General features: G+C 63.5%; 26 protein-coding genes and 1 pseudogene. 9 read left to right on the forward strand and 18 right to left on the reverse strand.

Going from position 1 to position 24,776, the window contains the following annotated elements; genetic code table 11:
• The first annotated feature begins 58 nt into the window (after positions 1-58).
• The gene (locus Q7J44_RS10605; RefSeq protein ID WP_304879662.1) at positions 59-190 is read left to right on the forward strand and encodes a hypothetical protein; all 132 of its coding nucleotides are present in this window, start codon (positions 59-61) and stop codon (positions 188-190) included.
• An 8-nt stretch (positions 191-198) separates the two neighbouring features.
• Here Q7J44_RS10605 and pheS read toward each other — a convergent pair whose 3' ends face one another.
• Entirely contained in the window at positions 199-1,278 is a 1,080-nt protein-coding gene (pheS, locus tag Q7J44_RS10610) for a phenylalanine--tRNA ligase subunit alpha (RefSeq protein WP_370692992.1), read from the reverse strand.
• Between the two features lie 370 nt (positions 1,279-1,648).
• Between pheS and Q7J44_RS10615 the strand changes: the two genes are divergently transcribed.
• On the forward strand, positions 1,649-2,266 hold the full coding sequence (locus tag Q7J44_RS10615) for a hypothetical protein (RefSeq protein WP_304879663.1): 618 nt from the start codon (positions 1,649-1,651) through the stop codon (positions 2,264-2,266).
• Positions 2,263-3,303, forward strand: a complete 1,041-nt coding sequence (locus tag Q7J44_RS10620) for a DUF262 domain-containing protein (RefSeq protein ID WP_304879664.1) — start codon at positions 2,263-2,265, stop codon at positions 3,301-3,303. The genes Q7J44_RS10615 and Q7J44_RS10620 overlap by 4 nt, the downstream gene beginning before the upstream one ends.
• Positions 3,304-3,395: 92 nt before the next feature.
• On the opposite strand, the gene rpsO is transcribed toward Q7J44_RS10620, so the two are convergent.
• Complete coding sequence (gene rpsO / locus Q7J44_RS10625) at positions 3,396-3,665, reverse strand: 30S ribosomal protein S15 (protein WP_118154278.1); 270 nt, start codon at positions 3,663-3,665, stop codon at positions 3,396-3,398.
• Between the two features lie 291 nt (positions 3,666-3,956).
• Between rpsO and Q7J44_RS10630 the strand changes: the two genes are divergently transcribed.
• Entirely contained in the window at positions 3,957-4,988 is a 1,032-nt protein-coding gene (locus Q7J44_RS10630; RefSeq protein WP_304879667.1) for a calcium-binding protein, read from the forward strand.
• A 12-nt stretch (positions 4,989-5,000) separates the two neighbouring features.
• Here the strand turns inward: Q7J44_RS10630 and Q7J44_RS10635 are convergent, their stop codons facing one another.
• The 4 genes from Q7J44_RS10635 to rbfA form a co-directional block, all read right to left on the reverse strand.
• Positions 5,001-5,528 (reverse strand): DUF1643 domain-containing protein, encoded by a 528-nt coding sequence (locus tag Q7J44_RS10635; RefSeq protein ID WP_304879669.1) that lies wholly within the window; start codon positions 5,526-5,528, stop codon positions 5,001-5,003.
• A gap of 121 nt (positions 5,529-5,649) precedes the next feature.
• Complete coding sequence (truB, locus tag Q7J44_RS10640; protein WP_304879671.1) at positions 5,650-6,555, reverse strand: tRNA pseudouridine(55) synthase TruB; 906 nt, start codon at positions 6,553-6,555, stop codon at positions 5,650-5,652.
• Between the two features lie 3 nt (positions 6,556-6,558).
• The gene (locus Q7J44_RS10645; protein ID WP_304879673.1) at positions 6,559-7,284 is read right to left on the reverse strand and encodes a phosphodiester glycosidase family protein; all 726 of its coding nucleotides are present in this window, start codon (positions 7,282-7,284) and stop codon (positions 6,559-6,561) included.
• 4 nt (positions 7,285-7,288) lie between these two features.
• A complete protein-coding gene (gene rbfA / locus Q7J44_RS10650) occupies positions 7,289-7,744 on the reverse strand; it encodes a 30S ribosome-binding factor RbfA (RefSeq protein ID WP_370692993.1) in 456 nt (151 codons plus the stop codon).
• 108 nt (positions 7,745-7,852) lie between these two features.
• On the opposite strand from rbfA, the gene dapB reads away from it, so the two are divergent.
• Positions 7,853-8,662, forward strand: a complete 810-nt coding sequence (gene dapB, locus Q7J44_RS10655) for a 4-hydroxy-tetrahydrodipicolinate reductase (RefSeq protein WP_304880356.1) — start codon at positions 7,853-7,855, stop codon at positions 8,660-8,662.
• A 68-nt stretch (positions 8,663-8,730) separates the two neighbouring features.
• The gene (locus Q7J44_RS10660; RefSeq protein WP_304879676.1) at positions 8,731-9,093 is read left to right on the forward strand and encodes a dihydrodipicolinate reductase; all 363 of its coding nucleotides are present in this window, start codon (positions 8,731-8,733) and stop codon (positions 9,091-9,093) included.
• 10 nt (positions 9,094-9,103) lie between these two features.
• On the opposite strand, the gene Q7J44_RS10665 is transcribed toward Q7J44_RS10660, so the two are convergent.
• Positions 9,104-9,286, reverse strand: coding sequence for a DUF1674 domain-containing protein (locus Q7J44_RS10665; protein ID WP_304879678.1), 183 nt, complete (start codon positions 9,284-9,286; stop codon positions 9,104-9,106).
• A gap of 72 nt (positions 9,287-9,358) precedes the next feature.
• On the opposite strand from Q7J44_RS10665, the gene Q7J44_RS10670 reads away from it, so the two are divergent.
• A complete protein-coding gene (locus Q7J44_RS10670) occupies positions 9,359-10,600 on the forward strand; it encodes an RsmB/NOP family class I SAM-dependent RNA methyltransferase (protein WP_304879680.1) in 1,242 nt (413 codons plus the stop codon).
• A gap of 91 nt (positions 10,601-10,691) precedes the next feature.
• Here Q7J44_RS10670 and Q7J44_RS10675 read toward each other — a convergent pair whose 3' ends face one another.
• From Q7J44_RS10675 to Q7J44_RS10690, 4 genes and pseudogenes are all read right to left on the reverse strand, one after another.
• Positions 10,692-11,429, reverse strand: coding sequence for an SDR family oxidoreductase (locus Q7J44_RS10675; protein WP_304879682.1), 738 nt, complete (start codon positions 11,427-11,429; stop codon positions 10,692-10,694).
• A gap of 135 nt (positions 11,430-11,564) precedes the next feature.
• Entirely contained in the window at positions 11,565-12,812 is a 1,248-nt protein-coding gene (locus Q7J44_RS10680; protein WP_304879684.1) for an MFS transporter, read from the reverse strand.
• Entirely contained in the window at positions 12,809-13,561 is a 753-nt protein-coding gene (locus Q7J44_RS10685; protein WP_304879686.1) for a DUF1365 domain-containing protein, read from the reverse strand. The genes Q7J44_RS10680 and Q7J44_RS10685 overlap by 4 nt, the downstream gene beginning before the upstream one ends.
• Positions 13,558-14,849: pseudogene (locus Q7J44_RS10690) on the reverse strand (NAD(P)/FAD-dependent oxidoreductase). The gene Q7J44_RS10685 and the pseudogene Q7J44_RS10690 overlap by 4 nt, the downstream one beginning before the upstream one ends.
• Positions 14,850-15,109: 260 nt before the next feature.
• Between Q7J44_RS10690 and Q7J44_RS10695 the strand changes: the two are divergent.
• The gene (locus Q7J44_RS10695; protein WP_370692994.1) at positions 15,110-15,673 is read left to right on the forward strand and encodes a sigma-70 family RNA polymerase sigma factor; all 564 of its coding nucleotides are present in this window, start codon (positions 15,110-15,112) and stop codon (positions 15,671-15,673) included.
• Positions 15,670-16,314: a ChrR family anti-sigma-E factor gene (locus Q7J44_RS10700; protein ID WP_304879688.1), complete on the forward strand. Its 645-nt coding sequence runs from the start codon at positions 15,670-15,672 to the stop codon at positions 16,312-16,314. Before Q7J44_RS10695 ends, Q7J44_RS10700 begins: the two co-directional genes overlap by 4 nt.
• Here Q7J44_RS10700 and Q7J44_RS10705 read toward each other — a convergent pair whose 3' ends face one another.
• The 7 genes from Q7J44_RS10705 to purH all read right to left on the reverse strand — a co-directional run bounded on the left by Q7J44_RS10705 (position 16,315) and on the right by purH (position 24,761).
• A complete protein-coding gene (locus tag Q7J44_RS10705; RefSeq protein ID WP_304879690.1) occupies positions 16,315-17,475 on the reverse strand; it encodes a DNA recombination protein RmuC in 1,161 nt (386 codons plus the stop codon).
• Positions 17,472-19,298 (reverse strand): DNA mismatch repair endonuclease MutL, encoded by a 1,827-nt coding sequence (mutL, locus tag Q7J44_RS10710; protein WP_304879692.1) that lies wholly within the window; start codon positions 19,296-19,298, stop codon positions 17,472-17,474. The genes Q7J44_RS10705 and mutL overlap by 4 nt, the downstream gene beginning before the upstream one ends.
• Before the next feature lie 57 nt (positions 19,299-19,355).
• Positions 19,356-20,666 (reverse strand): pitrilysin family protein, encoded by a 1,311-nt coding sequence (locus Q7J44_RS10715; protein WP_304879694.1) that lies wholly within the window; start codon positions 20,664-20,666, stop codon positions 19,356-19,358.
• Positions 20,663-21,994 carry a pitrilysin family protein gene (locus Q7J44_RS10720; RefSeq protein ID WP_304879696.1) on the reverse strand — a complete coding sequence of 444 codons (1,332 nt, stop codon included), beginning with the start codon at positions 21,992-21,994 and terminating at the stop codon, positions 20,663-20,665. Before Q7J44_RS10720 ends, Q7J44_RS10715 begins: the two co-directional genes overlap by 4 nt.
• A gap of 104 nt (positions 21,995-22,098) precedes the next feature.
• Positions 22,099-22,587, reverse strand: coding sequence for a DUF3035 domain-containing protein (locus Q7J44_RS10725; RefSeq protein WP_304879698.1), 489 nt, complete (start codon positions 22,585-22,587; stop codon positions 22,099-22,101).
• A gap of 80 nt (positions 22,588-22,667) precedes the next feature.
• Entirely contained in the window at positions 22,668-23,168 is a 501-nt protein-coding gene (gene lspA, locus Q7J44_RS10730; protein ID WP_304879700.1) for a signal peptidase II, read from the reverse strand.
• Positions 23,169-23,171: 3 nt separating this feature from the next.
• Positions 23,172-24,761, reverse strand: a complete 1,590-nt coding sequence (gene purH / locus Q7J44_RS10735) for a bifunctional phosphoribosylaminoimidazolecarboxamide formyltransferase/IMP cyclohydrolase (RefSeq protein ID WP_304879702.1) — start codon at positions 24,759-24,761, stop codon at positions 23,172-23,174.
• Positions 24,762-24,776 lie beyond the last annotated feature (15 nt).

The following is a 24,776-nucleotide window of genomic DNA, read 5'->3' on the forward strand; positions in this document are numbered from 1 at the left end:
CCAGTTCGCCACATTCTTGCTTAAACTGTCCCGTAGACCCATCGACATGATGGATCCGATGCTCAACAAACCCAAGAACCACAAGCCTGGGCCTCCTTGGGCGCTTATCCTGATGATCGCGATTGCGGCGGTATGCTTTATCCTCGCCTCGCAGGACGCGCAGATCACCACCGCAGTTCTAACCCGCTGATCCGGGGATCAGCGGGAAAGGCCGCCGGCCAGATCGGGCATGTCCAGCGCGGCAAAGCCGTAATGGCGCAGCCAGCGCAGGTCTGATTCAAAGAACGCCCGCAGGTCGGGAATGCCGTATTTCAGCATGGCAATCCGGTCGATGCCCAGACCAAAGGCGAACCCCTGCCATTCATCCGGGTTCACCCCGGCGGCGGCAAGCACCTTTGGGTGCACCATGCCCGACCCCAGGATCTCCATCCACTTGTCGCCCTCACCGATGCGCAGCTGGCCGCCCACAACCGAGTAGCGGATATCCACCTCGGCCGAAGGTTCGGTGAAGGGGAAATGGCTGGCCCGGAACCGCAGCTCCACCTTGTCGACCTCAAAGAACGCGCGGCAGAATTCTTCCAGCGTCCATTTCAGGTTGGCCATGCTGATATCGCGGTCAATCGCCAGACCTTCCACCTGATGGAACATCGGGGTGTGTGTCTGGTCCATATCCATCCGGTAGACGCGGCCCGGCGCGATCACCCGGATCGGCGCGCCCTGATCCATCATCGCGCGGATCTGCACCGGGCTGGTGTGGGTGCGCAGCACATGGGGCGGGCGGTTGTCGCCTTCCGCCCGGTGCATGAAGAAGGTGTCATGCTCCTGCCGCGCCGGGTGTTCGGGGGGGATGTTCAGGGCGTCGAAGTTGTACCAGTCGCTTTCCACCTGCGGCCCCTCGGCCACGGCGAACCCCATGTCGGCGAAAATGGCGGTCAGCTCTTCCATCACCTGGCTGACCGGATGGATGGTGCCGCGCGGACGGGGGCGGCCGGGCAGGGTCACGTCCAGCCATTCTGACGTCAGCCGCTCATTCAGCGCGGCGTCGCCTAGGGCGAGCTTTTTGGCCCGCAGCGCGGCGTCGATCTCGTCGCGCAAGCTGTTCATCGCGGCCCCGGCGGCCTTGCGTTCCTCGGGGTCCATCTTGCCCAAGGTCGCCATCAGGGCCGAAATCTCGCCCTTCTTGCCAAGGGCCGCCAGCCGCACCTCTTCCAGCCCGGCCTCAGAGGCGGCACCGGCCACGGCCTCAATATACTTGCCCCGGAGGTTGGTCAGGTCCATCGCGCGTCCCCTTGGAATATGCAGCTTTGGGTTAGCGGGAAGGGGGCGGGGATGCAAGGGGGAGGCGTGGTTCCTCCTGTGCTGCAAGGGGGTGGACTGAGGGAAATCAAGGGGTTAGGGCGCGCGGATTCAAGGGTTGTTAATGAGCGGCATCTTTAAGCATGCGGCGCGCTCATCCAAAACTCGTGAACTGCCTTGGAGAGTTCTGCGAGGTAGCCATGTTAGCGTCTTGTGCTCCGAAGTCACTGGACTAATCAGCTGGAATCCGCTTTGGTTAGTTGTCTATGACATGCATCCAGATTGCAGAACGCAGTCGTCTAAAGCTTAGGCAAAAAAACTGAAAGTGGCAACCGCAGCAATGTGAGAACGAATGCCTGTATTTTCCAATGTTGATGTGCTCAAAGAAGAAATTCTTGCACTCAGTCCAAGTGATTTCTTTGATAGGTACATTCTCCATGAGGACACAGAGCATTTTGGTAACGACAGAATAGACTTTGTTGCCGAGATCCTGACAGACACGTATGGAGTTGCAGTGAACCGCGAAGATATACTAGTCGTCGGATCGTCCAAGATCGGGTTTGCAATGCATGACAAGTTTAAAAACGGAGTGAATTCTGCGCCAGCATTCCGGAGTTACGGCGTTGAATCAGATATCGACCTTTCGATTTGCAGCGAGAGCTTGTTCAAGGTTCTTTGGCATGAGCTAAGTGAATTTGCATGCCGGCAAAAGTCAACACCGTATCGCAGCGGTGACCTAGGCAACTATCTTGCATATGGTTGGCTGCGCCAAGATCATTTTCCAAAGCTCCCCGGTGCACGCCTCATCAGGTGCGAAAATCTTCAAGTTTGTCGAGGACGAGTTCGCAGGAATAGAGCGCGCGGCCATCCAAAGGTAGACTTTGGTATTTTCTACAACATTGAGCACCTCAAGTTGTACCAGTCGAGAAGCATTCGACTTTGCAGACAGAAACTGGAGAAGCCACTGTGATACAGACTACAGCGACTAATAAGAAAGTACGAGAACTACTTAAGGCTACAAGAGATGGGGCCTTAGTTCCTCGCCCCGAGTTCCAGCGAAGGCTGGTTTGGACATCCAAGGACAAAGATCGGTTCATTGAAACCGTGCTTAAAGGCTATCCGTTTCCAGAGATATATATATGCAACGGCGAAATTGATGTGGAAACCGGTGATGGAACGCAGCTCTTAGTTGACGGACTTCAGCGCGTCAGCACCTTGAGCGAGTATTTTCTTGGCGAGCCTGGAATTTCTCACGTTGCGAGCGTCCCATATGCTCAACTATTACCTGAGGAGAAGCAGAAATTCCTAGAATATAATGTAGTTGTGCGAGATTTAGGTGCACTGAGTAAAGACCAGATTATTGAAGTGTTTCGGCGCCTAAACTCAACGCAGTATACTCTCCGAGACATGGAGGTTCATAATGCCATTTACGACGGTGAGATGAAGAAGTTCTGCGAAAGATTTTCTGAGAGCTCATTTTTTGACGATCACCGAGTATTTTTAGCAAGTGATAGAAAGCGAATGGGCGACGTATCATTTTGTCTGTCGATTGTTGCAACGATGATGAACGGGTATTTTAACCGTGACGCCGATCATGAGAGCATTCTGAATAAATACAATGAAAGTTTTCCAGAAGAGGCGACATATCAATATCGAATAGATCGTATCTTGAACTTCATCGAGGAGTGTGGATTTGATCATAGATCTAGAATATGGAAAAAAGCTGATTTCTTTTCAGCCTTCATTGAACTTGATTCTGTCTTTCAACTGCCGACTGCACACCCAGAGCCAAGATTTGTACTTACTACATTGGAGAAATTCTACGCCGATGTTGAGAGTGAAGCCCCTAGAAGACGGGGCACCGCAGACATTTACTATAAATCAGCTCTTCAAGCGTCGAATGACCGAACTAGTCGAATTCGCCGGGGCATGATTATTGGGGGAAAACTCATTAGTGCGAGGGAAGAAGAGATTCTGGAGCAATTGGCTGCAATGGGTTTGATCTAAGTCAGTCAATGGAATGCATAGAGATGACCCCAAACGCAAAACGCCCACCCCTCTCAGGGCGGGCGTTTCCGTAACCGTTGCTCCGACCGCGCTTAGCGGCGCAGGCCGAGGCGGGCGATCAGGGCGGTGTAGCGGGCCTCTTCCTTGCCTTTCAGATAGTCCAGCAGCTTGCGGCGCTGGGCGACCATCATCAAAAGACCACGACGCGAGTGGTTGTCTTTCTTGTGGCTCTTGAAATGCTCGGTCAGGGTCGCGATGCGCGATGACAGGATGGCCACCTGAACTTCCGGCGAGCCGGTGTCGTTCTCTTTGGTGGCGTATTCCTTGATCAGGCGGGCTTTTTCTTCGACGGTGATCGACATCGGAAATCTCCTTGTGCAGAAGGGTGAAGGTGCAGGCCGGGATGTCGTCCAGCAAGACCACTGTGCCCCCCGGACCCCGGGGGATGCGCGCGTATAGGGGAAATCCGGCGCGAAGGGAAGCCCCGCTGTGCGGCGGGCCGGTGCCCCGTTAACCCTGGGGCAGGATTTTTGCGCCACAGTCTGGGCGCAGGGCCGGATCTGTGCTAGGCACGCGGGCAGGATTTTCTTTTGTGTTCTGTTGGTTGCGTGGCTTTGTGGTTAACGCGCCGGGGCGTGGTAAGGGGTATGGGCATGTTGGCATTGCTGGCAATCATGGGGGCCCTTGGGGCCGGGATCTTCGTCGACAGTCTGGCGCGCTCTGCCGACAGCGATGAGGCCGAGGATCTGCCCGAGGATGACATGGCCGAAGAGGCGACCCGCGGGTCGCTGCTGGATCCGGATTTCGGGGCAGCGGGCACTCCGGCCGGTTTTGTCGATGACGGGATGCCGGTGTCGGATGATATCGCCGACCCGGAGGCGGAGCCGCTGGATCTGGCGGGCGGTGCCGGTGACGATATCCTGAGTGGCGGCGCGGCGGGGGACCGGCTGAGCGGCGGCGATGGTGCCGATCAGCTGACCGGGCGCGGCGGCGATGACCGGCTCTGGGGTGGTGCCGGGCGTGACTGGCTGGACGGTGGCGATGGTGACGACAGCCTGTACGGTCAGGGCGGCGATGATGTGCTGAACGGCGGCGCGGGCGATGATGTTCTTGTGGGCGGCCGCGGCGCGGATCAGTTGGCCGGGGGGCCAGGGGACGACCGGCTGTGGGGCGGCGGCGGACATGACACGCTGTTCGGCGGCGAAGGGCATGATACGTTAGACGGCGGCATGGGGCGCGACTGGCTGGCCGGTGGGTCTGGGAATGACCTGCTGATCGGCGGGGGCGGGCGCGACACGCTGGACGGCGGCCCCGGCAATGATACGCTGTGGGGCGGGTCGGAAGGGGCCAGCGACGGGGCAACGGACTGGCTCAACGGCGGCGCAGGTGATGACTTTCTAGGCGTCGGGCCCGGCGATATCGCGACGGGCGGGGCGGGGTCGGATGTGTTCCAGCTGCAGGATTTCGGACCGGGCCTGCCCGTCGCGGACATCATGGACTATAATCCGGAGGAAGATCAGCTTGTGCTGCTCTATGACGCCACGCTGCACGTCGCCCCGGTTCTGAGCGCGGAACCGGTCGAAGGCACAGGTGATGTGACCCTGATGCTGGACGGCGTGGCGGTTGCCCTGATCCGCAACGCGCCTGACCTCGACCTCTCGCTCATTCAGCTGCGCGCCGCCTGACAAACCGCCCCTCTAAACCCAAAGCCGTGGCTGTTCGGCATAGCCGATATACAGCGGATGCTTTGGCTGACCCGCAGCGGTCAGCCCAAGATGCCACAACGGCACCCCGGTGCCGCGCAACAACCCCGCCACCGCCTCACCGCGCCCCAGATACACACCATGCCCGCCCCAGGCGCAGACCACCCGGTCAGGCCGCCAGTCCAGCACCGATGACAGGATCGCCACATCATTCCCCGGCCCCACCGGATCGGCTGCTGCGCGCATGACCCGCGGATCGGTCGCGCGGAAGGCAAAGATATTCACGACCCGGAACGCCCCAAAGCCCAACGCCCGCGCCCGCCGCTCACAGCGCTCTACCGTCGGGTCATTCTGCACCTCGGTCGCGGTGGACGGGTTGAGCATCACGAACAAGGCCCGCTCCCCCGCCGCATCCCAGACCCGCGTCAGCAGATAGCGATAGCATTCACAGGCCGAATAGACCGCAACCGACGCTGCATCGCCCTTCACATGCGCCCGCTCCAGCCACCCGTCACTTTGCATTGCAGCTTTCCCAAATACTCCCGCCGGAGGCTCCGACGCTCGTGCCAAAATCACAGCCCAAAGCCCATTCCGTGGCAACGCCGCCGCGCGGGGCTCGATGCCCCGCGCGGCGGCACGCGGTTCACAGGTTGAACACCCGGCTGGGGTGCAGTTCTCCGGCCTTGTAGACGCCCACGGCCACGGCGCGGCCCTGGTGGCTGGCCCAGGCCTCGTCGCCCCACTCGGCGGAAGAGGCCAGCACCATCCCCGGATTGCCGTTGCGCAGCCGCGCGGCACCCTCTGGGGTGGCGGGCAATTCTGGCAGGTCGGTCAGGCCCAGCTCCAGCGGGCGCAGCAGGGTGTCGATCTCGTCTGTGCGGGCCAGACGCTCGATATCGGCCATCGTTGCTGCCCCTGCCGCGTCAAACGGGCCGGACCAGACCCGGCGCAGGGTGGCGACGTGGCCGAGGCACCCCAGTTCCCGCCCCAGATCGCGCGCAATCGACCTGACATAGCCGCCCTTGCCGCAGATCATTTCCAGATCGACATGATCCGCATCGGGACGGGCCAGCACGGTCAGTTTTTCCACCCACAGCGGGCGGGCCACCAGATCCATCTCTATCCCCTCGCGCGCCAGATCATAGGCCCGTTCGCCATCGACCTTCACCGCTGACACCTGCGGCGGCACCTGCAGGATATCGCCGCGGAAGGCGGCCAGTGCCGCTTCGATGTCCCCATCCGATGGCCGCACCTCACGGGTTTCCAGCACGCTGCCAGAGGCATCATCGCTGCTGGTGGCGGCGCCGAACACCACGCGGAAGTGATAGCATTTCAGCCCGTCGGTCACGTAAGGCACGGTCTTTGTCGCCTCACCCAGTGCGATGGCCAGAACGCCGGTAGCATCCGGGTCCAGCGTGCCGGCGTGGCCGGCCTTTTGCGCCTGAAACGCCCATTTCACCTTGTTGACCACGGTGGTCGACCCGACGCCCGCCGGTTTGTCGATGATGACCCAGCCGGAAACGGCGCGGCCTTTTTTCACACGGCCCATGGCTCAGTTCCTGTTGATGACGGTGCCGACGATCGGCCCCATGGCAAAGCCAAAATCATTGCGCCGGATGGCAGGCGCATAAAGCCGCGAGATCTTGCCGTCGAAATACAGCGCATCGGGCAGGCCAAGCGCGTCGCGGAAAAACCGGGCAAAGCGGTGAAAGTTCACCCGGTCGTCCGAGATGACAAACACCGCGCGGGTGCCATCGACGCTGACGCCCACACCGTTGCGGATAAAGGTGCTGTCGCTGTCGGGAATCAGGCGGGGGTGCAACTGGCCACCGATCACCAGCATCGGGCCGGATTGGGTGGCATAGCTGCAGGCGGGCGGGTTGGCGGCAAAGGCGCGGCTTTCCACCAGCCGGAACCCGTCACCGATGCAGAATACGCCATTGGGCAGCAGGCCGAAGTTTCCCGGCCCCTCTGCGGTGACGATGGCCGATTGCTCGCGTCCCCCGTCGATGAACAGCCCGACCGGCGCACGGTCCGGATGGTACATCCCGGCATTCATCGCAAATCCCAGCGTCTTGCCCTCGGCCGCCAGCGCGCTGTTCACCGCAGAAAAACTGCCCAACCGGCCCGAGGGGCCGGTGTGGAACAGGCGCAGGTCTTCGCCAGCGCTGACCTCGCATGTGGTGAAGGCGCTGCCTTCAAAGCTGACCGTAGCGCAGGACGTGGCCCCGACCACCTGCGGCAGCAGAAGCGCAAAAAGAGCGGCGAGACGCCACATCCGCTCAGGCGTCCTTGTCGCGGGGCGCGCCGCCCTCTGGGCCCGTGTCGTCATCTTCATCCGGCGCCGACAGGTCTTTGACCACCTTCGGGTCAGAGAACAGGCGGCGGGTTTCATCCAGACGGTCAAAGGTCTCATCGGGGCGGAAGCGCAGGTCGGGCGCGTATTTCAGCGTCAGCTGTGACGCGACGCGGTGGCGCAGTTCGGCCTTGTTGCGGGCCAGCGCCGCGATGGCATCCTGCACCGGAACCGATCCCATCAGCGGCATGACATAGACCGTGGCGACCTTGAGGTCGGTCGAGCACGACACCTCACCCACGGTAATCGACATGCGGTTCAGGTCGGGATCATGGATCTCGGCCCGGTTGAGCACATCTGCCAGCGTGCGGCGGATCAGTTCGCCGACGCGCAGCTGGCGTTGATTGGGGCCATCGCCCTGAGAATTGCGTTTGTTCGACATGCGCGCCATGTAAGCTGTTTTTGTGCGCCCCGCAACGGCGGGCTTTTGCCGCGTGCGGCTTCGCGCTACACCGCGCGGGCGGAACAGGCGGCCAGAAGGGAAATGACCATGCAGACTATGCCGGGGTTGGTGGTGACAGGGGCGTCGGGCCGGATGGGCCAGATGCTGATCCGCACGATTGCGGCCTCGGACAAGGCGCGGCTGGTCGGCTGTCTGGAACGGCAGGGGCACCCTTGGGTCGGGCGTGATGTGGGCGAGTGCATGGGCGGGGCGGCATTGGGGGTTCCGGTGACCGATGACCCGCTGGAGGCGTTTGTGCAGGCGCAAGGCGTGATCGACTTTACCGCTCCGGCGGCGACAGTGGAGTTTGCAGCCCTCGCCGCGCAGGCGCGGGCGGTGCATGTGATCGGCACCACCGGGCTGGAACCGGCGCATATTGCGGCGATTGACGCGGCGGCGCGGCATGCGGTGATTGTGCGGGCGGGCAACATGAGCCTTGGGGTCAACCTGCTGGTGCGGCTGACGCAAAAGGTGGCGCAGGCGCTGGATGCGGACTGGGATGTCGAGGTGGTAGAAGCGCATCACCGGATGAAGGTGGATGCGCCATCGGGCACCGCGCTGATGCTGGGGCAGGCCGCCGCGCAGGGGCGCGGGGTGACGCTGGATGCGGCGATGGTGTCGGGGCGCGACGGGATCACCGGCGCGCGCGAACGGGGGACGATCGGGTTTTCCGCGATTCGCGGCGGCGATGTGGTGGGTGAGCATGACGTGATCTTTGCCGCCGATGGCGAGCGGATCGTGCTGCGCCACCTGGCCACCGACCGCGCGATTTTCGCACGTGGTGCCTTGCGGGCGGCGCTGTGGGGGCAGGACCAGAAGCCCGGTCACTATGATATGATGGATGTGCTGGGGATATAATTCATCCGTTGTGAACCAAAGCCTGCGAGCCTTCGTATAACGTTCATTCTGAACATCGGGGGCCGGAAATGCGTGGTTTGCTGTTGGCGATGCTGGTACTGGTTCTGCCCGGTCTGGCGCAGGCCAATGCGTTTGAGCCGGTTCGCGACAAGGCCGTGTTCCTGTCGCTGGTAAAGAACAAGGATCTGCGGATCGGGCTTTATAACCTGACCCTGAAGGTCACGCCGGACGGCAGAATCAATGGCACTGCGCTTGGCTGGGCCATCAGCGGCAGCTGGCGTTGGGAAGACGGGTATTTCTGCCGCGACATGGACTGGAGCGGCTATGCCATCCCGTTCAACTGTCAATTGGTCGAGGCGCGGAATGGCCAGGACCTTCGCTTTACGGTGGACCGGGGGGCGGGGAAGTCGGCGTCTTTCCGGCTGCGGTAAACGCTGCCGCTCAGAAGTCGATGGCGATGCCCTTTTTCTCCCAGTCGCCATAGCGTACGGGTTCGGGCCCGGTTCTGCCGCCAAGCTCTGTCGGCAGCGTCAGCGCTTTGGCGTTGCGCCTGCGCTCTTCCGCCTCGGCCAGGGCGCGTTGCGCGGCGGGGGGAAGGTCGGGGGTATGGGCTGTATCAGTCATGGCGGCTTTCCTGTCTGTGGTTCTTGATATACGGCCTTTGGCCAGCGAGACAAGAAGCAGGGACGTCGCAGGATGAAAGCCGGAACAGACAGCGTGACCGCACGCAGTGCCGCCGTGGGTGTGCTCAACGCGGTTCTGGGCGATGGGCAGATGCTGTCGCAGGTGCTGCTGCCCGACGGGCTGTCGGGGCCGGACCGGGCCCGGGCGGAACGGCTGGCGGCGCAGGTGCTGCGCCAGCTGGACCGGATTGACCGGGTGCTGCGGCCACTCCTGCGCAAGGTGCCACCTTTGGCGGTGCTGAACATCCTGCGGCTGGCGGTGTGGGAACGCGCCGACGGTGCTGCGGCGCACGGCGTAGTAAATGAGGCAGTGGCGCTGGCACGGCGCGGCAAGCGCACCACGCATCTGTCGGGTCTGGTGAATGCCGTGCTGCGGGCGCTGCCCGAGCCGGTCGATCTGGCCACCCTGCCCGCACCGCAGATGCCGCGCTGGATCCGGCAGCCGATGGTGCATGCCTATGGCCGTGACGCGGTCGCCGCGATTGAAGCAGTGCAAGCGCAGGTGCCCCCGGTGGATGTAACGCCGAAGGCGGGGGCTGTCGCGTTGCCTGAAGGGGAGGTGTTGCCATCGGGCAGCATCCGGCTGGCGGCACCGGGGCAGATCACGCAACTGCCGGGTTATGACAGCGGCGACTGGTGGGTGCAGGACGCCGCCGCCGCCATTGCAGTGCGGCTGATGGGCGTACAACAGGGCGAGGCGGTGCTGGATGTCTGCGCCGCGCCGGGTGGCAAGACCCTGCAGCTGGCGGATGGCGGGGCGGTGGTGACATGTCTCGATATCTCGGCCCCGCGCATGGCGCGGGTGGCGGAAAATCTGGCCCGCACCGGGCTGAGCGCCGATCTGGTGGTGGCCGATGCGCTGCACTGGCAGCCAGAGCAGCGGTTTGACGCGATCTTGCTGGATGCACCCTGTTCGGCAACCGGAACCCTGCGGCGGCACCCGGACCTGCCGTTCATCAAGGACGGTTCAGAGGTTGAGGGGCTGGTGGCCCTGCAGGCAGCCCTGCTGGACCGGGCGCTTGGCTGGCTGAAACCCGGCGGGCGGCTGGTTTATTGCACCTGCTCGCTGTTGCCGGCAGAGGGCGAGGACCAACTGGCGGCTGCACTGCTGCGGCATCCGGGCCTTGCGGTGGTGCCACCTGCCCTGCCATGGCTGCCCGCCGAATGGGTCACGCCGCAGGGCGGCGTCCGGCTGCGCCCGGATTACTGGGGCGGAATGGACGGGTTTTTCATGGCGACGCTTGTCACCGCCTGAGGTTTGCCGCGTACTTATCGCTTTCTGACGGTTGTTTTCACTGCGCGGCCCGGGCCGCGCAGTGAAGAAAATCAACAGGCTGGAAAAGTTACTACTTGCCAGCGAATATCCGGTAATACGCCCAGTCGGGCAGGAACTGCGACAGGCGGAACACCCACGAAAACATCAGCGGAAAGCTTTTCTTGAACGCGTCGCTGTTCATATGCTCAAACATCTCACGCGCGGCCTCTTCCGGTTCCATCAGGAAGGGCATCGAAAAATCGTTCTTGTCGGTCAACCGGGTGCGGATGAAGCCGGGATTGGCGACCTGCACATCAATGCCAGAGTCGCGCAGATCGGCATAGAGACATTCCGCCAGCGACATCACCCCCGCCTTGGACGCCGTATAGCCGATGGACCCGGGCAGCCCGCGAAAGCCCGACAGCGACCCGGTGATCACCACATGCCCTGACCCGCGCACCACCATGGCGGGCAGCACCGCACCAATCACGCGGGCGCAGCCAGTAAAGTTCACGTCGCACATCGCCTCAACCTCATCGGCCTTCCAGTCCTGCGCTTTGGTCGGCCAGTAGACGCCCGCCAGATAGACCACGCCATCGACCGGGCCGATCTGATCGGCGGCGGCCTGAACCGATGCGCGGTCAGACACATCGCAGGCCACCGCGCTGCCCTTGCCCGCAAGGGTGGCGACGGCGGCGTTCAGCCGGTCTTCGGACCGGGCGGACAGGATCACCTCGGCCCCGGCGCGGGAGAGCATTTGCGCAAGGGCCAGACCCAGCCCTTCGGAGGCACCCACAAGCCAGTAGCGTTTTCCTGTCCAGTCTCTCATCTTCCGTCTCTCCTTCATCCGGCCCGCGCTGGTGCGTGGGTGTCAACGGGGGGCGGTTGGTGATGGTTCCGTTTGTGGCCTGATACACCGGACCCGCCGCATCAGGTTCGGCGCGTGCTGCCCTTGGGTCAAGCCCTATGCGCGGGGTTCATCGGTTTCGGTCATGGCAAGCAGCGTGATGGCAAGCAGTTTCAGCGCGCAGGGCAGCGCTGCGTAGAGCAGCGACAGGGCGAAAAGCGCAGGTTCGGTGTTATTGGTGCCGGGGGTGAACTCCGCGGCCTGAAGTGCGGGCAGCAGTGTGGCCGCAGCAAGGGCGAGCGAGAGCTTCGACATAAAGGACCACAACCCGAAAGCAGCGCCCTCGCCCTTGCCCAGCGTTGCAAGGCGGCGGGCAAACAGGGCAGGCAGCAGGGTCAGGTCGGCTCCCAGCGCGGCACCAGAGGCGGCGCAGATCAGGGCGAAGGGGACCACGTCACCTTCGCGAAGGGTGACGGCCCAGAGGAAAGCGGCGATGGCGAGGGCCATGGCGGCCAGCAGGCTGCGCTTTGCGCCGAAACGGGCGGCGGCGCGGCTCCACACCGGGGCGGAGGCGGCGGCGGAGAGGAAGAACAGCAGCAAAAGCGGGCCTTCCAGCCCCGGGGCGTTCAGGCGGCTTTCGACGAAGAACAGGAACAGGGTGGAGGTGACGGCGACCGGGGCGGCGTTCAGCAGCGCGATCAGCAGCAAGCGCCGGGCGAGCGTATCCGCAAGGATGGGGCGGAACAGCGACAGGTCTGCGGTGGGGCGGTCATTGGCTTGCGCCGCTGCGCTGCCCCATTCGCCGCGCATGGCCAGCGTGGCCATCAGGGCGAGCACGGCGAAGCCAAGGGCAAAGCCGGTGAAGGGATGCGCGGTCACGCTGGCAAGCCCGACCGGCGCAACGGCGGCGGCGGATACGCCAAGCAGCGAGCCGGTTTCGCGCCAGCCTGCCAGCCGGAAATGGCCTTTGGGGCCGAGTTGGGCGGCCTTCTGCACGCCCTGGGCGTAGAACACGATGGTAAGGAAGGAAAACCCGCTGAACAGCAGGATCAGCGTCAGGGCGAACCATGCCAACGGCGCGATGGGGGGCGCGACCGCGAACAACCCGGTCATGGCAAGCGCCATGACCATGGCGGCCACCCAGACCAGCGTCGCGCGGTATCTGCGCCCGGCTTCGGCCAGCCAGCCCAGCAACGGGTCTTGCACCACATCGATCAGCCGCAGCGCGGCAAGGGTAAGCCCAAGGGCGGTCAGGCTGGTGCCGTAGCTGTCGACGTAGAACTTCGGCGCATGGATATAAATCGGCAGGCCAGCCGCCGCGATCATCGCCGCGAACAGCGACCAGGGCCAGAGGGCAGGCGTCATCTGGTGACGTCTTCGGCGGGGGGCTTTGGGTGACTGCGGAACTTGGCACCCTTGATGGCCAGCTTCAGCGCCTGCCAATGGATCAGCGCCAACACCCGACGCGACCCGAAGGGGCGGCGCAGGCAGGCGCGCAGGATGGCAGCGTTGGTCAGCGGCACGCGCGGCCCGGTCAGGTTGGTGAACAATCCGCCGCCGGGGGTGGTGTAGTCAATCCAGATGCCGATACGGTCATTGGTGATGTCGAAACGGAAGTCATACCCGCCTTCAATGGGTTGAAAGGGCGAGACGTAGAAGATCTTGCGCGCGGCCAGCGTGTCGGTCCGGGTGATCGGGCCGTGGTTGTCGTGATGGGCCAGATAGGAATGCCGGTCACCATAGGTATTCGACACCTCGGCAATCACCACCCGCAGGTCGCCCGCCGCGTCATAGCACAGCCAGAACGACACCGGGTTGAACACATGGCCCAGCACGCGCGGCTGCGCCATCAGGATAATGCGGGCGGGCGCGGGCAGGCTATGCGACGCCAGCACCTCGCGCACCCAGACAGGCCCCCTGCCCTGCCCCGGCGCGCCGCCGTGATCGGCGTCCCACAGCGCGGTCAGGTTGCGGCGGTTGCGGCCAAAAAGCGCCGGACCGCGCACCGCAGCCTCGGCATCAAGGGCGACATAATCCACGGTATAGCGAAAACTGTTGCGGACCGCGCCTTTGCGGCCATGGAAGGTTTCGCCATGGATCAGGTCAACCGTCATGCGGCAATGCCAGATGCACTGCGCAGGCCCATGGCGCTGACCACATCGACCGCGCTGGCGATGCCATCCTCATGGAAGCCGTTCTTCATCCAGGCCCCGCAGAACCACGTGTTGTCGGTGCCGTTCATCATGCGGATGGCCCCCTGTGCTGACAAGGCTGCTGCATCATAGACCGGATGGCGAAAAATGGTGCTGTCATAGATCAGCTCATCACGGATGGAGCGGTTGCTGTTGAGCGTGACAAAATGCGGATCATCCCGCGGAATCGGTTGCAGGCTGTTCATCCAATAGGTCAGGTCGATCCGGTCGCCGGGGCCGCCCTTGGGCTCCACATAGGACCAGCTGGACCATGTCTTGCGCAGCTTTGGCATCAGGCTTTCATCGCAATGCAGCACCGCCTCATTCGGCTGATAGCGCACGGCCCCCAGCGTGGCGCGTTCGGCGGCCGTGGCGTCTGACAGCAGCGACAGCGCGTCGTCGGAATGGGTGGCGAAGATGACGTCGTCAAACACCTCCCACTCCGCGCCCTGCGCGCGGAGGTGGACCATGCCGTCCTGCCGCCGCACACCGGCAATGCCCGCGCCAAGGCGCAGATCCACACCCTGCCGCAGCAGCGCGGCCTGCAGGCGCTGCACGTACTGGACCGACCCGCCCTGCACGGTGAACCACTGGTGCTGGCCTTCGGTATGCAGCAAGCGGTGGTTGTCGAAGAACCGGATCATTGCATCGGCGGGAAAGTCGAGGATACCCTTGGTGGGGGTAGACCAATCGCGCCGGAAAACGGCGTGATGTAATAGTCGCGGAAATAGTCGCCAGTGCCAAGCGCCGCCAGCAGATCGCGGATCACCATGCCGGGTTTTGCCACTGCGACCGCGTGTTTGTTGAAGCGCAGGATATCGCGGATCATGCCCAGAAACTTAGGGTTCAGCAGGTTGCGGCGCTGCGCGAAAAGGGTATCCAGACTGGCCAGCGCATATTCGATGCGGCCGCCGTCGATGCTGGCCCCAAAGCTCATCTGGCTTTTGGCGACCGGCACGTCCAGTTTGTCGAACAACGCCACCAGATGCGGATAGTTCACGTTGTTGAACACGATAAATCCGGTATCCACCGGCTGATCGCCATGCTTTCCGGCCATGACGGTGCGGGCGTGGCCGCCCAGTCGCGGCGCGGCCTCAAACAACACCACCTGATTGTGGTCGTCCAGCATATGGGCCGCAGACATGCCAGCGATGCCGCCCCCGATCACTGCAATACGGCGGGGGGCAGAGGCGATGGTCTCAAACGGCATGAACTGGCTTTCATTGGGCTTATCACGCTTATACGCACAGAACCGCCGATGGATCACCTGCTGCGTTGTCGCAACGGAACATGGTTGAAAATCAAGGCGTGAAAGACAGATGTCCGCAATGTGATCCGGTCGCCCCTGTGCTGCGTAGACAGTGTATGATGTTCGATGCCATGGGAGCCGAGAAAGCGGATGCGCCTGCCAGACCACAGCCCTATGCTGCGGGTCACAGCAGGGGCTTGCGGCGAAAAGGGAATTTGCGCTTGGCGGCGGATGTCGAACAGACAGAGTGGTCGGCCCTGGTGTTCCGGGTGCGGGATCATCAGGACAAAGCGGCTTTTGCCGCGTTGTTCCGGCATTTTGCGCCACGGGTGAAGGCGTTTTTGATGAAGTCCGGGGCCTCTGAGGCCCTGGCCGAGGAATGTGCGCAGGATGTCATGGCGACGCTGTGGCAAAAGGCGCGGCTGTTTGATGCCGAGCGGGCATCGGTGGCGACCTGGGTGTTCACCATCGCCCGCAACCGCCGGATCGACGCGCTGCGCAAATCGCGCCGCCCCGAGCCGGAAGATCTGCCCTGGGGGCCAGAGCCTGAACCCGATCAGGCCGAGGTGCTTGAGGCACAGCAAGAGACTGAACGGTTGGGCAAGGCACTGGCCCAATTGCCACTAAAACAGCGCGTCCTGATTGAACGGGCCTATTTCGGCGATCTGTCGCACAGCGAGATTGCCGCAGAAACCGGGCTGCCCTTAGGGACCATAAAGTCGCGGATACGATTGGCGCTGGACCGGCTGCGCCAACAGATGGATGTGAAGGCAACGGAAAAATGACGATCAAGCACCACCTGTCGGATGAATTGTTGATGGCCTATGCGGCGGCGGATCTGCCAGAGGCGTTCAATCTTGTGATCGCGGCGCATTTGTCGATGTGTGATGAATGCCGGGCGCGGTCGATGGCCTTTGACGCCCTTGGCGGCGCGGTGATTGAGGACAGCACCTGCGAGATGTCGGCGGGCAGTCTGGAAGCCTGCATGGCCCGGATTTCTGAGCTGCCGCAGGCACAGGTCCCCGAGGTTCGGCGCACCGACGCCGTGCTGCCTGCGCCGCTGCTGGATTATGTCGGCGGCGGGCTGGAGGCGGTGAAGTGGCGGTCGCTTGGCATGGGGGTGCGCCAAGCGATCCTGCGGATCGGCGACAGGGGCGCGTCGGCGCGGCTGTTGTACATTCCGGCTGGTGCCGCGATGCCCGATCACGGCCACCGCGGGCTGGAGCTGACGCTGGTGCTGCAAGGCGCGTTCCGCGATGAGGCAGACCGCTTTGGCCGGGGCGATATCGAGATTGCCGATGCGTCGGTCGAACATACGCCGGTGGCCGAGGCGGGCGCGGATTGCATCTGTCTGGCGGCGACCCAAGGCGCGCTGAAGTTCAACGCCCTGCTGCCAAGGCTGGCGCAGCCGTTCTTCCGGATCTGACTATTCCGCCGCAGTCGGCGCGATGACCGGGGTGGGCGGAGTATTGGCGATGTCCTCAAAGTCGAAATTGTCCAGCCGGCGGGCGCGTTTGGTGGCCTTGTCCGAGCTGATCTTGATTTCTTCCAGATCTTTCGCGGCTTGCCCGAAATGCCGGTCAAGGTTTTCGACCCGGTTGCCCAGCCGGTCGACATCGGCGTAAAGCAGCGCCAGTTCTTTGCGGATCGCGCCTGCCTGTTCGCGCATCCGCGCGTCTTTCAGCACTGCGCGCATCGTGTTCAGCGTGGCCATGCAGGTGGTGGGGGAAACGATCCAGACCTTGACCGCAAAGCCTTCGCGCACGATTTCCGGGAAGTTGGAGTGCAGCTCGGCATAGACCGCTTCGGACGGCAGAAACATCAGGGCACCATCGGCAGTTTCGCCCTCGATGATGTATCGCTCGGCAATGGCGCGGATGTGCTGGCGCACCGCGCCGCGCATCAGGGTGGCGGCTTCCTGCGCCTGACGCGGGGTTTCGGCGCGGCGGATCGCCTCATATGCCTCCAGCGGAAATTTCGCGTCGATCACGATCGGGCCGGGCGGGTTGGGCAGGTGGATCAGGCAATCAGCGCGGCGGTTGTTGGAAAGCGTGGCCTGCATGGTGTAGGCGTCTTTCGGCAGCGCCTTTTGCACAATGTCATGCAGCTGGATTTCCCCGAACGCGCCACGGGTCTGTTTGTTGGACAGGATATCCTGCAAGGACAACACATTGCCCGACAGTTTCTCGATATTGGCCTGCGCCTTGTCGATGGTTTCCAGGCGCTGCTGCAATTCGCCCAGGCTGCGGGCGGTGCGGGTCGAGGTGCCGTGCAGGCTTTCGCCCATCTGGCGCGACACTTCGGCAAGACGCTGTTCCATCACCTGCAGCATCGCGGTCTGGCTGACCGCCTGCGTCTCCGACACATGATGCAGGCCCCCGGCCAACCGTTCCTGACCGTCGCCCAACTGCTGGACGCGCTGCGACAGCCAGCCCATTTCGCGCATCAGGGGGGCTGCCATGGTGGCGGACCGGCCTGCGGCGCGCAGGATCAGCGCGAGGAAGATCAACAGGATCAGGGCAGCACCGCCAAGGATCAGCACCTCGGGGTCGGTGATTGCGAAGGTCTGGCCGAATAGCGTGATCATCTGCGCCCGAACAGCCGTTCAATGTCGTGCAGTTTCAATTCCACATAGGTGGGGCGACCATGGTTGCACTGGCCCGAATGCGGCGTCGCCTCCATTTCGCGCAGCAGCGCGTTCATCTCTTCGGCGCGCATCTGGCGGCCCGAACGGATGGAGCCATGGCAGGCCATGCGCGACAGCACGGCGTCAATTTTCGCACGGACGTTGGTTGTGTGGCCAGAGTCGGCCAGCTCGTCCAGCACATCGCGGATCAGCGCGGCAGCGTTGACGGCCCCCAGAATGGCCGGGGTTTCGCGCACGGCGATGGCAGTGCCGCCGAAGGGTTCAGCGGTCAGTCCGATTTCGGCCAGCGTCGGGGCGGCGTCGAGGATGCGGGTGGCGTCGGTCGGGGAAAGTTCGACGATTTCAGGGATCAGCAGCGCCTGTGCGGTGATGCCGGTTTCGGCCATCTGGCGTTTCAGGCGTTCGTAGACCAGGCGCTCATGGGCGGCATGCTGATCGACGATAACGATGCCGGTCTCGGTCTGGGCGATGATGTAGTTTTCATGCACCTGCGCGCGGGCCGCCCCGAGGGGGTGGTTCGTCGCGGGCGTCTCATCGCTTGCTGTGCTGTGCGCGTCAAAACGGGCCGTGGGACTCTCAGCGAAACCAGTCGGTTCCGGGGCCTGAAAGGCAAAGGCGCGGGCAAAGGTGGCCTGCGACGGGCGGTCCATCTGATAGAGGCGCGGTTCCGGACGCATCGCGGCGAGCGTTTCACCGGCGACGGTGGTCGAGGCACGGTGGCCCGCACCAGACAGGGCCGTGCGCAACCCGGTGATGATCAGGCTGCGCGCGGCATCGGGTTCGCGGAAACGCACCTCAGCCTTGGCGGGGTGAACGTTGACGTCCACCCGTTCGGGGTCGCAGGACAGGTTGAGCACCGCCGCCGGGTGGCGGTCGCGGGACAGAAAGTCGAAATAGGCCACCCGCAAAGCGCCCAGCAGCAGCTTGTCCAGCACCGGGCGGCCGTTGACGAAAACGAACTGCTGCGCGCCCGAGCCGCGCGAATAGGTGGGCAAGGCGGCATAGCCGGTCAGGTGCATCCCGTCGCGGGGGATGTCGATGCGCAGGGCATTGGTGGTGAAATCCGCGCCCAGAATGCCGGTCAGGCGGCCATGCAGCGCATCGAAGAAATCGCCCGATTGCGGGTCGGCGCGGAAGATCACACGCGCGTCGCCATTTGTGGTTTCGGTCAGGGTGAAGCCGACATGCGGTTCGGCCATCGCCAGACGGCGGATCACCTCGGCAATCGCCTGCGCCTCGGCCCGGTCGGTGCGCAGGAATTTCAGCCGTGCCGGGGTGGCGTAGAACAGATCGCGCAGCTCGACCACGGTGCCACGGGTCAGCGCTGCGGGGCGGGTATCGCCGATGCGGCCGCCGGCCACCGTGATCTGCGCCGCATCATGGCCCTGTGCGCGCGAGGTCAGCGTCAGCCGCCCGACCGAGCCGAGCGAGGCCAGCGCCTCGCCCCGGAAGCCGAAGCTGTGGATGTTCAGAAGATCAGTGCCGTCGATTTTTGACGTGGCATTGCGGGCAATGGCCAGCGGCAGATCGGCAGCGGTCATGCCGCAGCCGTCATCGCTCACCCGGATCAGGGTCTTGCCGCCATCGGCAAACTCCACTGCAATGCGGGTGGCCCCGGCGTCGAGCGCGTTTTCCACCAGTTCCTTGACCGCCGAGGCGGGGCGTTCCACCACCTCTCCCGCCGCGATGCGGTTGATCGCAGCCTCATCCAGCGGCCGGATCACCGGGCGATCTGTGGATATGTTGGGGGTGGCGATGTTCATACCCCCAAGTCTAGCACCGACCGGCCCGAAGGGCCATAGATTCGGATCGTCCCTTGGTCACTCGGTCGAGGTGACCCCTTCGGGCTGACCCACCACGACAAAGCGCAGATCGCCCTCGCGGAACAGGGTGGCGGCGACGCGTTTGACGTCTTCCATCGTCACCGCCTCTACCTTGGCGTTGCGGGTTTTGGGGTAATCCGGAGACAGACCGATCATCTGCATCCCCACCAGCATACCGGCAATCGGGCCGTTGCCATCGAAGCGCAGCGGGTAGTTGCCGGTGAGGTAGGTCTTGGTCTTCTCCAGCTCTGCCTCTGTCACGCCATCACTTGCGATCTTGCGCCATTCGTCGCGGATCACCTCTATCGCCTGCCCCACTGTGGCGTTGGCAGATGAAAACTGGCCCATCAGCATTTCGGCCTGATCATAGCCGATCAGATAGCTGCCGATGCCATAGGTCAACCCGCGCCTGTCGCGCACCTCGGTCATCAGCCGGGCCGAAAAACGCCCGCCGCCAAGGATTTCGTTCAGGATCGAGGCGGCGAAAAAGTCTGGGTCGTCGCGCTTGATGCCTTCATGCGCGAACAGCACCGTGGCTTGCGGGCCGGGGAAATCCTGCACGGTGATGCCGCCGGTCAGGTTCATCGGCGCGCGCGCGGGCAGCGGGGTGCCGGTGGCGGGCAGGCCGCCCAGCAGCGTGTCGAGCATGGGGCCGAGGTCTTCGGCGGTGATGTCCCCCGCAGCGGCCACATAGATGCGGTCGCGGGCTATGCTGGCCAGAAGCGCCGCGACCATGTCATCGCGCGTCAGGGCAGATACCGAGTCGATGGTGCCGTCGCCGGTGGTGGCATAGGGGTGGCCTTCAAACGCCATTGCGCGCAGGCGCTGGCTGGCCAGCGTGCGGGGGTCTTTGGCATCCTGCCGCAGACCGGCCAGCACCTGCCCCCGCACCCGTTCAATCGCGTCATCGTCAAATCGTGGCTCTGTCAGGGCGCGGCGCAGCAGATCCACCGCCTCATCGCGGTTTTCGGTCAGGAACCGCGCGGAAACGCCCACCGAGTCCTGATCGGCGGAAAAGCTGTAGCTGGCGGCAAGGGAATCGCGGGCACGGGCAAAGCCCACCGAGTCCAGATCGCCGGTGCCTTCCTCGATCAGCGCGGTCATCAGGTTGATGGCACCGCGTTTGCCCGACGCGTCCAGCGAGGTGCCGCCGCGAAACCGGATTTCCAGCGCGGTGAAGGGGATATCAGGTTCATTCACCAGCCAGGCGGTGATGCCGCCGGGCGAGGTGACGGTCTGGATGTCAATATCTGCCTGCGCGGGAAGGGCGAAGGCGATCAACAGGGTTGCAAGCTTGAGGATTTTCATTCTGCGGCCTCCGCTTCGGGCATCAGCCATCCGGTGACGGCGCGGTTGCGGTTCAGCGTGTCGCGCGCGGCTTCCACGACCTGTTCGGCGGTGACGGCTTCGAGCACATTGGGCCAGTCCTGCACGTCCTGCACGGTCAGTCCGACGGCCAGCGCCTCGCCATAGCGGCGGGCAAGGCCATCGACGTTGTCGCGGGCATAAATCTCACTGGCGCGGATCTGGGTCTTGATGCGGGCCAGATCCTCGGGGTCGGGGCCGGTTTCGATGAAGGTGGTAATGATGTCATCCATCGCAGCCTCTGCCGTGGCGAGATCGACACCGGGCATCGGCACCACCACAAGGCCAAAGGTGCCGTCATCCAGCGCGGTGCCGCTGTAATAGGCCGAGGCGTAGACCGCCACCGGATCAGCCCCGAACTGCAGCCCCTGGGCAAAGAGCGAAGTCTGGCCGGAGCCACCCAGCAATTCGGCCAGAATCGTCAGCGCCGCCGCCTGTTCCTGCACGCCCGGATCGCGTTCCGGGGCAAGATAGGTGCGCAAAACGTAGGGTTCCGACACGCGCGCATCGACCAGTGTCAGACGGCGTTCGGCAATCTGCGGCGGCTCTGCCGGGCGGATGCGATCGATGATGGCGTCAGAGGGCGCGAGCGGGCCGTAATGGGTCTGCGCCATGTCGCGCACCGCATCAGGCGTCACGTCACCCGCGACAACCAGAATGGCGTTGTTGGGGGCGTAAAACCGGGTGTAATGGTCCAGCGCATCCTGACGGTCCAGCCCCTCCATCTCGTGCAACCAGCCGATGATCGGGATGCCGTAGGGGTGGTTCAGAAACTGTGCGGCGCGCATCTGTTCCTGCAACAGGGCTGCGGGGCTACTGTCGGTGCGTTGCTTGCGCTCTTCGATGATGACCGCGCGTTCGGTGATGATGTCTTCTTCCGAGATGGTCAAATTGCGCATCCGGTCGGATTCGATCTGCATCATCAGATCCAGCCGGTCGGCGGCGACGCGCTGGAAATAGGCCGTATAATCCCAACTGGTAAAGGCGTTGTCATTGCCGCCCTGCGCCTCGACCGTGGCGGAAAACTCACCCGGGGCCAGCGTATCGGTGCCCTTGAACATCAGGTGTTCCAGAAAATGCGCGATGCCGGACTTGCCCGGTGCCTCATCCGCGGCCCCGGTGCGGTACCAGACCATCTGGGTGACGACAGGGGCGCGGTGATCTTCGATCACCACAACCTCCAGCCCGTTTTCAAGCCGGAAGGTGGTGACATCTTCGGAAAGGGCCGGAGTGGCGGCCAGCAGGCAAAGCGCAAGTGTGCAGCGCAGCATTGCGGAATAATCCTTGATCGTTGTGGCGCAAAGCTACCCCGCGCGGCGCAATGCGCAAGCCCTGCCTACGGCAATGTGACCGGCAGGGGCAGATCAGATGCGGATCATTCCTTTTCTTTCGGCGGCGGGGCCGAAGGGGTGCGGGCCCCGCGCTGACGCCAGCGCCACAGCTCGGCATGCTGGTCCAGCTGCTGGTCGGCGTAAGCGCGGTAATAGACGTTCACGTTGAACAGACGTTCCAGCACCCGGCCATTGTTGTCGCGCCGCCATTGCAGATCTTCGGCGGCCAGCGTCTGGCGGATGCCAGCCGCTACGCCATAGCGCGAGACATGGTTGACCAGCCCGGCATCAAGCCCCGCCCCGGCACCAGGACGACCGCCAAGCGCGATGATCGCATCCGCCTCTGGCGTGGGGTCAGTGCGGTTGGTGCCACCAAGCGTGGGTTCGGGCAGCTGGGCCAGATCGGTCGGCATTTCCAGTGGTTTTGGCGGCAGGATGCCGAATTCATCCGGCCCGGCAGAGGTGGAGCGGATGTTCATCAGCTGCGGCGTGTCGCCACCGGCGCACCCAGCCAGAACAGCCGCGCATGTCATTGCGAGGAGTATCCGTCCTGCCTGCATCATCGCCTCCACCAAGTCCAACGCCCCCGTCTTAACCCAATCATTGCCCCGCGTCACGGGGTCTTTCGGCGCGGCTTGCGCGGTGCCTTATCCTTGCCGCCGCCAGAGAACAGCACAAGACCGGCGGCACCGGCAAAAATGGCAATGTCAGCCACATTAAAGGCATAGGGGTTTTCAAACCCGCAGCAGGACATGTTCAGAAAATCGGCCACGGCCCCGTAGACGATCCGGTCAATCACATTGCCCAGCGCCCCGCCGACCAGCAGGCCCGCCGAAATCTGGGTCCACAGACCCGGATTTTCGCGCCGGACCCAGGTCCAGACCCAGGCCGCAATCGCCAGCGACACCACGATCAGCCCCCAGCGCACAAGATCGGCGTCGTTTGCCAGCAGGCCGAAGTTGATGCCCCGGTTCCACGCCATGCGGAACACCAGATAGGGCGGCACCACCTCGATCACGCCACGCTCGATCAGGTTCAGACCCTGAACCACCGCCAGTTTCGAGATCTGGTCGATGGCAAAGGTGGCAATCGCGGTGATGGTGGCTGTGCGCATGGGTCAGTGCCGGAAGTGGCGCATGCCGGTGAAGACCATGGCAAGCCCGGCCTCATCCGCTGCGGCGATCACTTGGGCGTCGTTCATGCTGCCGCCGGGCTGGATCACCGCCGTCGCCCCGGCCTCTGCTACGGTCAGCAACCCGTCGGGAAAGGGGAAGAACGCGTCGGATGCCACGGCAGAGCCGATGGTCAGCGGTTGCGGCAGGTCCAGCGCATCGGCCATGTCCTGCGCCTTTCGGGCGGCGATCCGGGTGCTGTCGACCCGGCTCATCTGGCCTGCGCCGACGCCGACGGTGGCACCATCCTTGACGTAGACGATGGCGTTGGATTTGACGTGTTTGGCGACTTTCCACGCGAACAAAAGGTCAGCCAGTTCGGCTTCGGTCGGCGCGCGTTTGGTCACCACCTTCAGGTCGGCATGGGTCAGGAAACCGCTGTCACGGTCCTGCACCAACAGGCCACCGGAGACTTGTTTGAAGGCCAGCCCAGCGGCACGCGGATCAGGCAGGCCGGATGTGGTCAGCAGGCGCAGGTTTTTCTTGGTGGCAAAGATCGCCTTTGCCTCGTCGCTCGCGCCCGGTGCGATGACGACTTCGGTGAAGATCTTCACGATTTCTTCCGCCGTCTCGGCATCCAATGGCTGGTTGAGCGCGACGATACCACCGAAGGCCGAAGTCTGGTCGCAGTGATAGGCGCGCAAATAGGCGTCTTTCAGGCTGCTGGCACGGCCCACGCCGCAGGGGTTGGCGTGTTTGATGATGGCGCAGGCGGGGCCTTGCTCGGGGCTGAATTCGGCGACAAGCTCGAATGCGGCATCGGTGTCGTTGATGTTGTTGTAGGACAGTTCCTTGCCCTGCCACTGCCGCGCGGTGGCGACGCCTTCACGCTTTGACCCGTCGGTATAGAACGCTGCCGACTGGTGCGGGTTTTCGCCATAGCGCAGGGTCTGCGCCAGCTTGCCTGCAAAGGAGCGGTTGCGCGGGGCCTTTTCCTTGATCTCACCCGCAAGCCATTTGCTGACGGCAGTGTCATAGGCGGCGGTCTTGGCATAGGCCGACAAGGCCAGCTTCTGGCGGAAGCCAAGGCTGGTCGCGCCATCCTGTGCCTTCAGCTGATCCAGCAGCGGGGTATAATCGGCGGGGTCGGTGACTACGGCGACAAACTTGTGGTTCTTCGCCGCCGCGCGGATCATCGCCGGGCCGCCAATGTCGATATTTTCGATACAGGTGGCGTGGTCGGCCCCCTTGGCCACAGTTTCCTCGAACGGGTAAAGGTTGACGATCAACAGGTCGATCGGCTCGATCCCATGCGCTGCCATGGCGACCAGATGTTCGTCGTCATCGCGCAGCGCCAGCAAACCGCCATGCACCAATGGGTGCAGGGTTTTCACGCGGCCATCCATCATTTCCGGAAAGCCCGTCACATCAGACACATCGCGCACCGGCAGACCGGCGGTGCGCAGCATGCCCGACGTGCCGCCGGTGGAAATCAGCTCTACCCCCATGGCGTGCAACGCGCGGGCCAGATCGAGCAGGCCGGATTTGTCAGAGACGGAAATCAGCGCACGGCCGACGGGGACGAGGTTGGTCATGAGGCAGCCCTTTGG

The sequence above is a fragment of the Pseudotabrizicola sp. genome, from assembly GCF_030656345.1.
GTDB lineage: Bacteria > Pseudomonadota > Alphaproteobacteria > Rhodobacterales > Rhodobacteraceae > Pseudotabrizicola.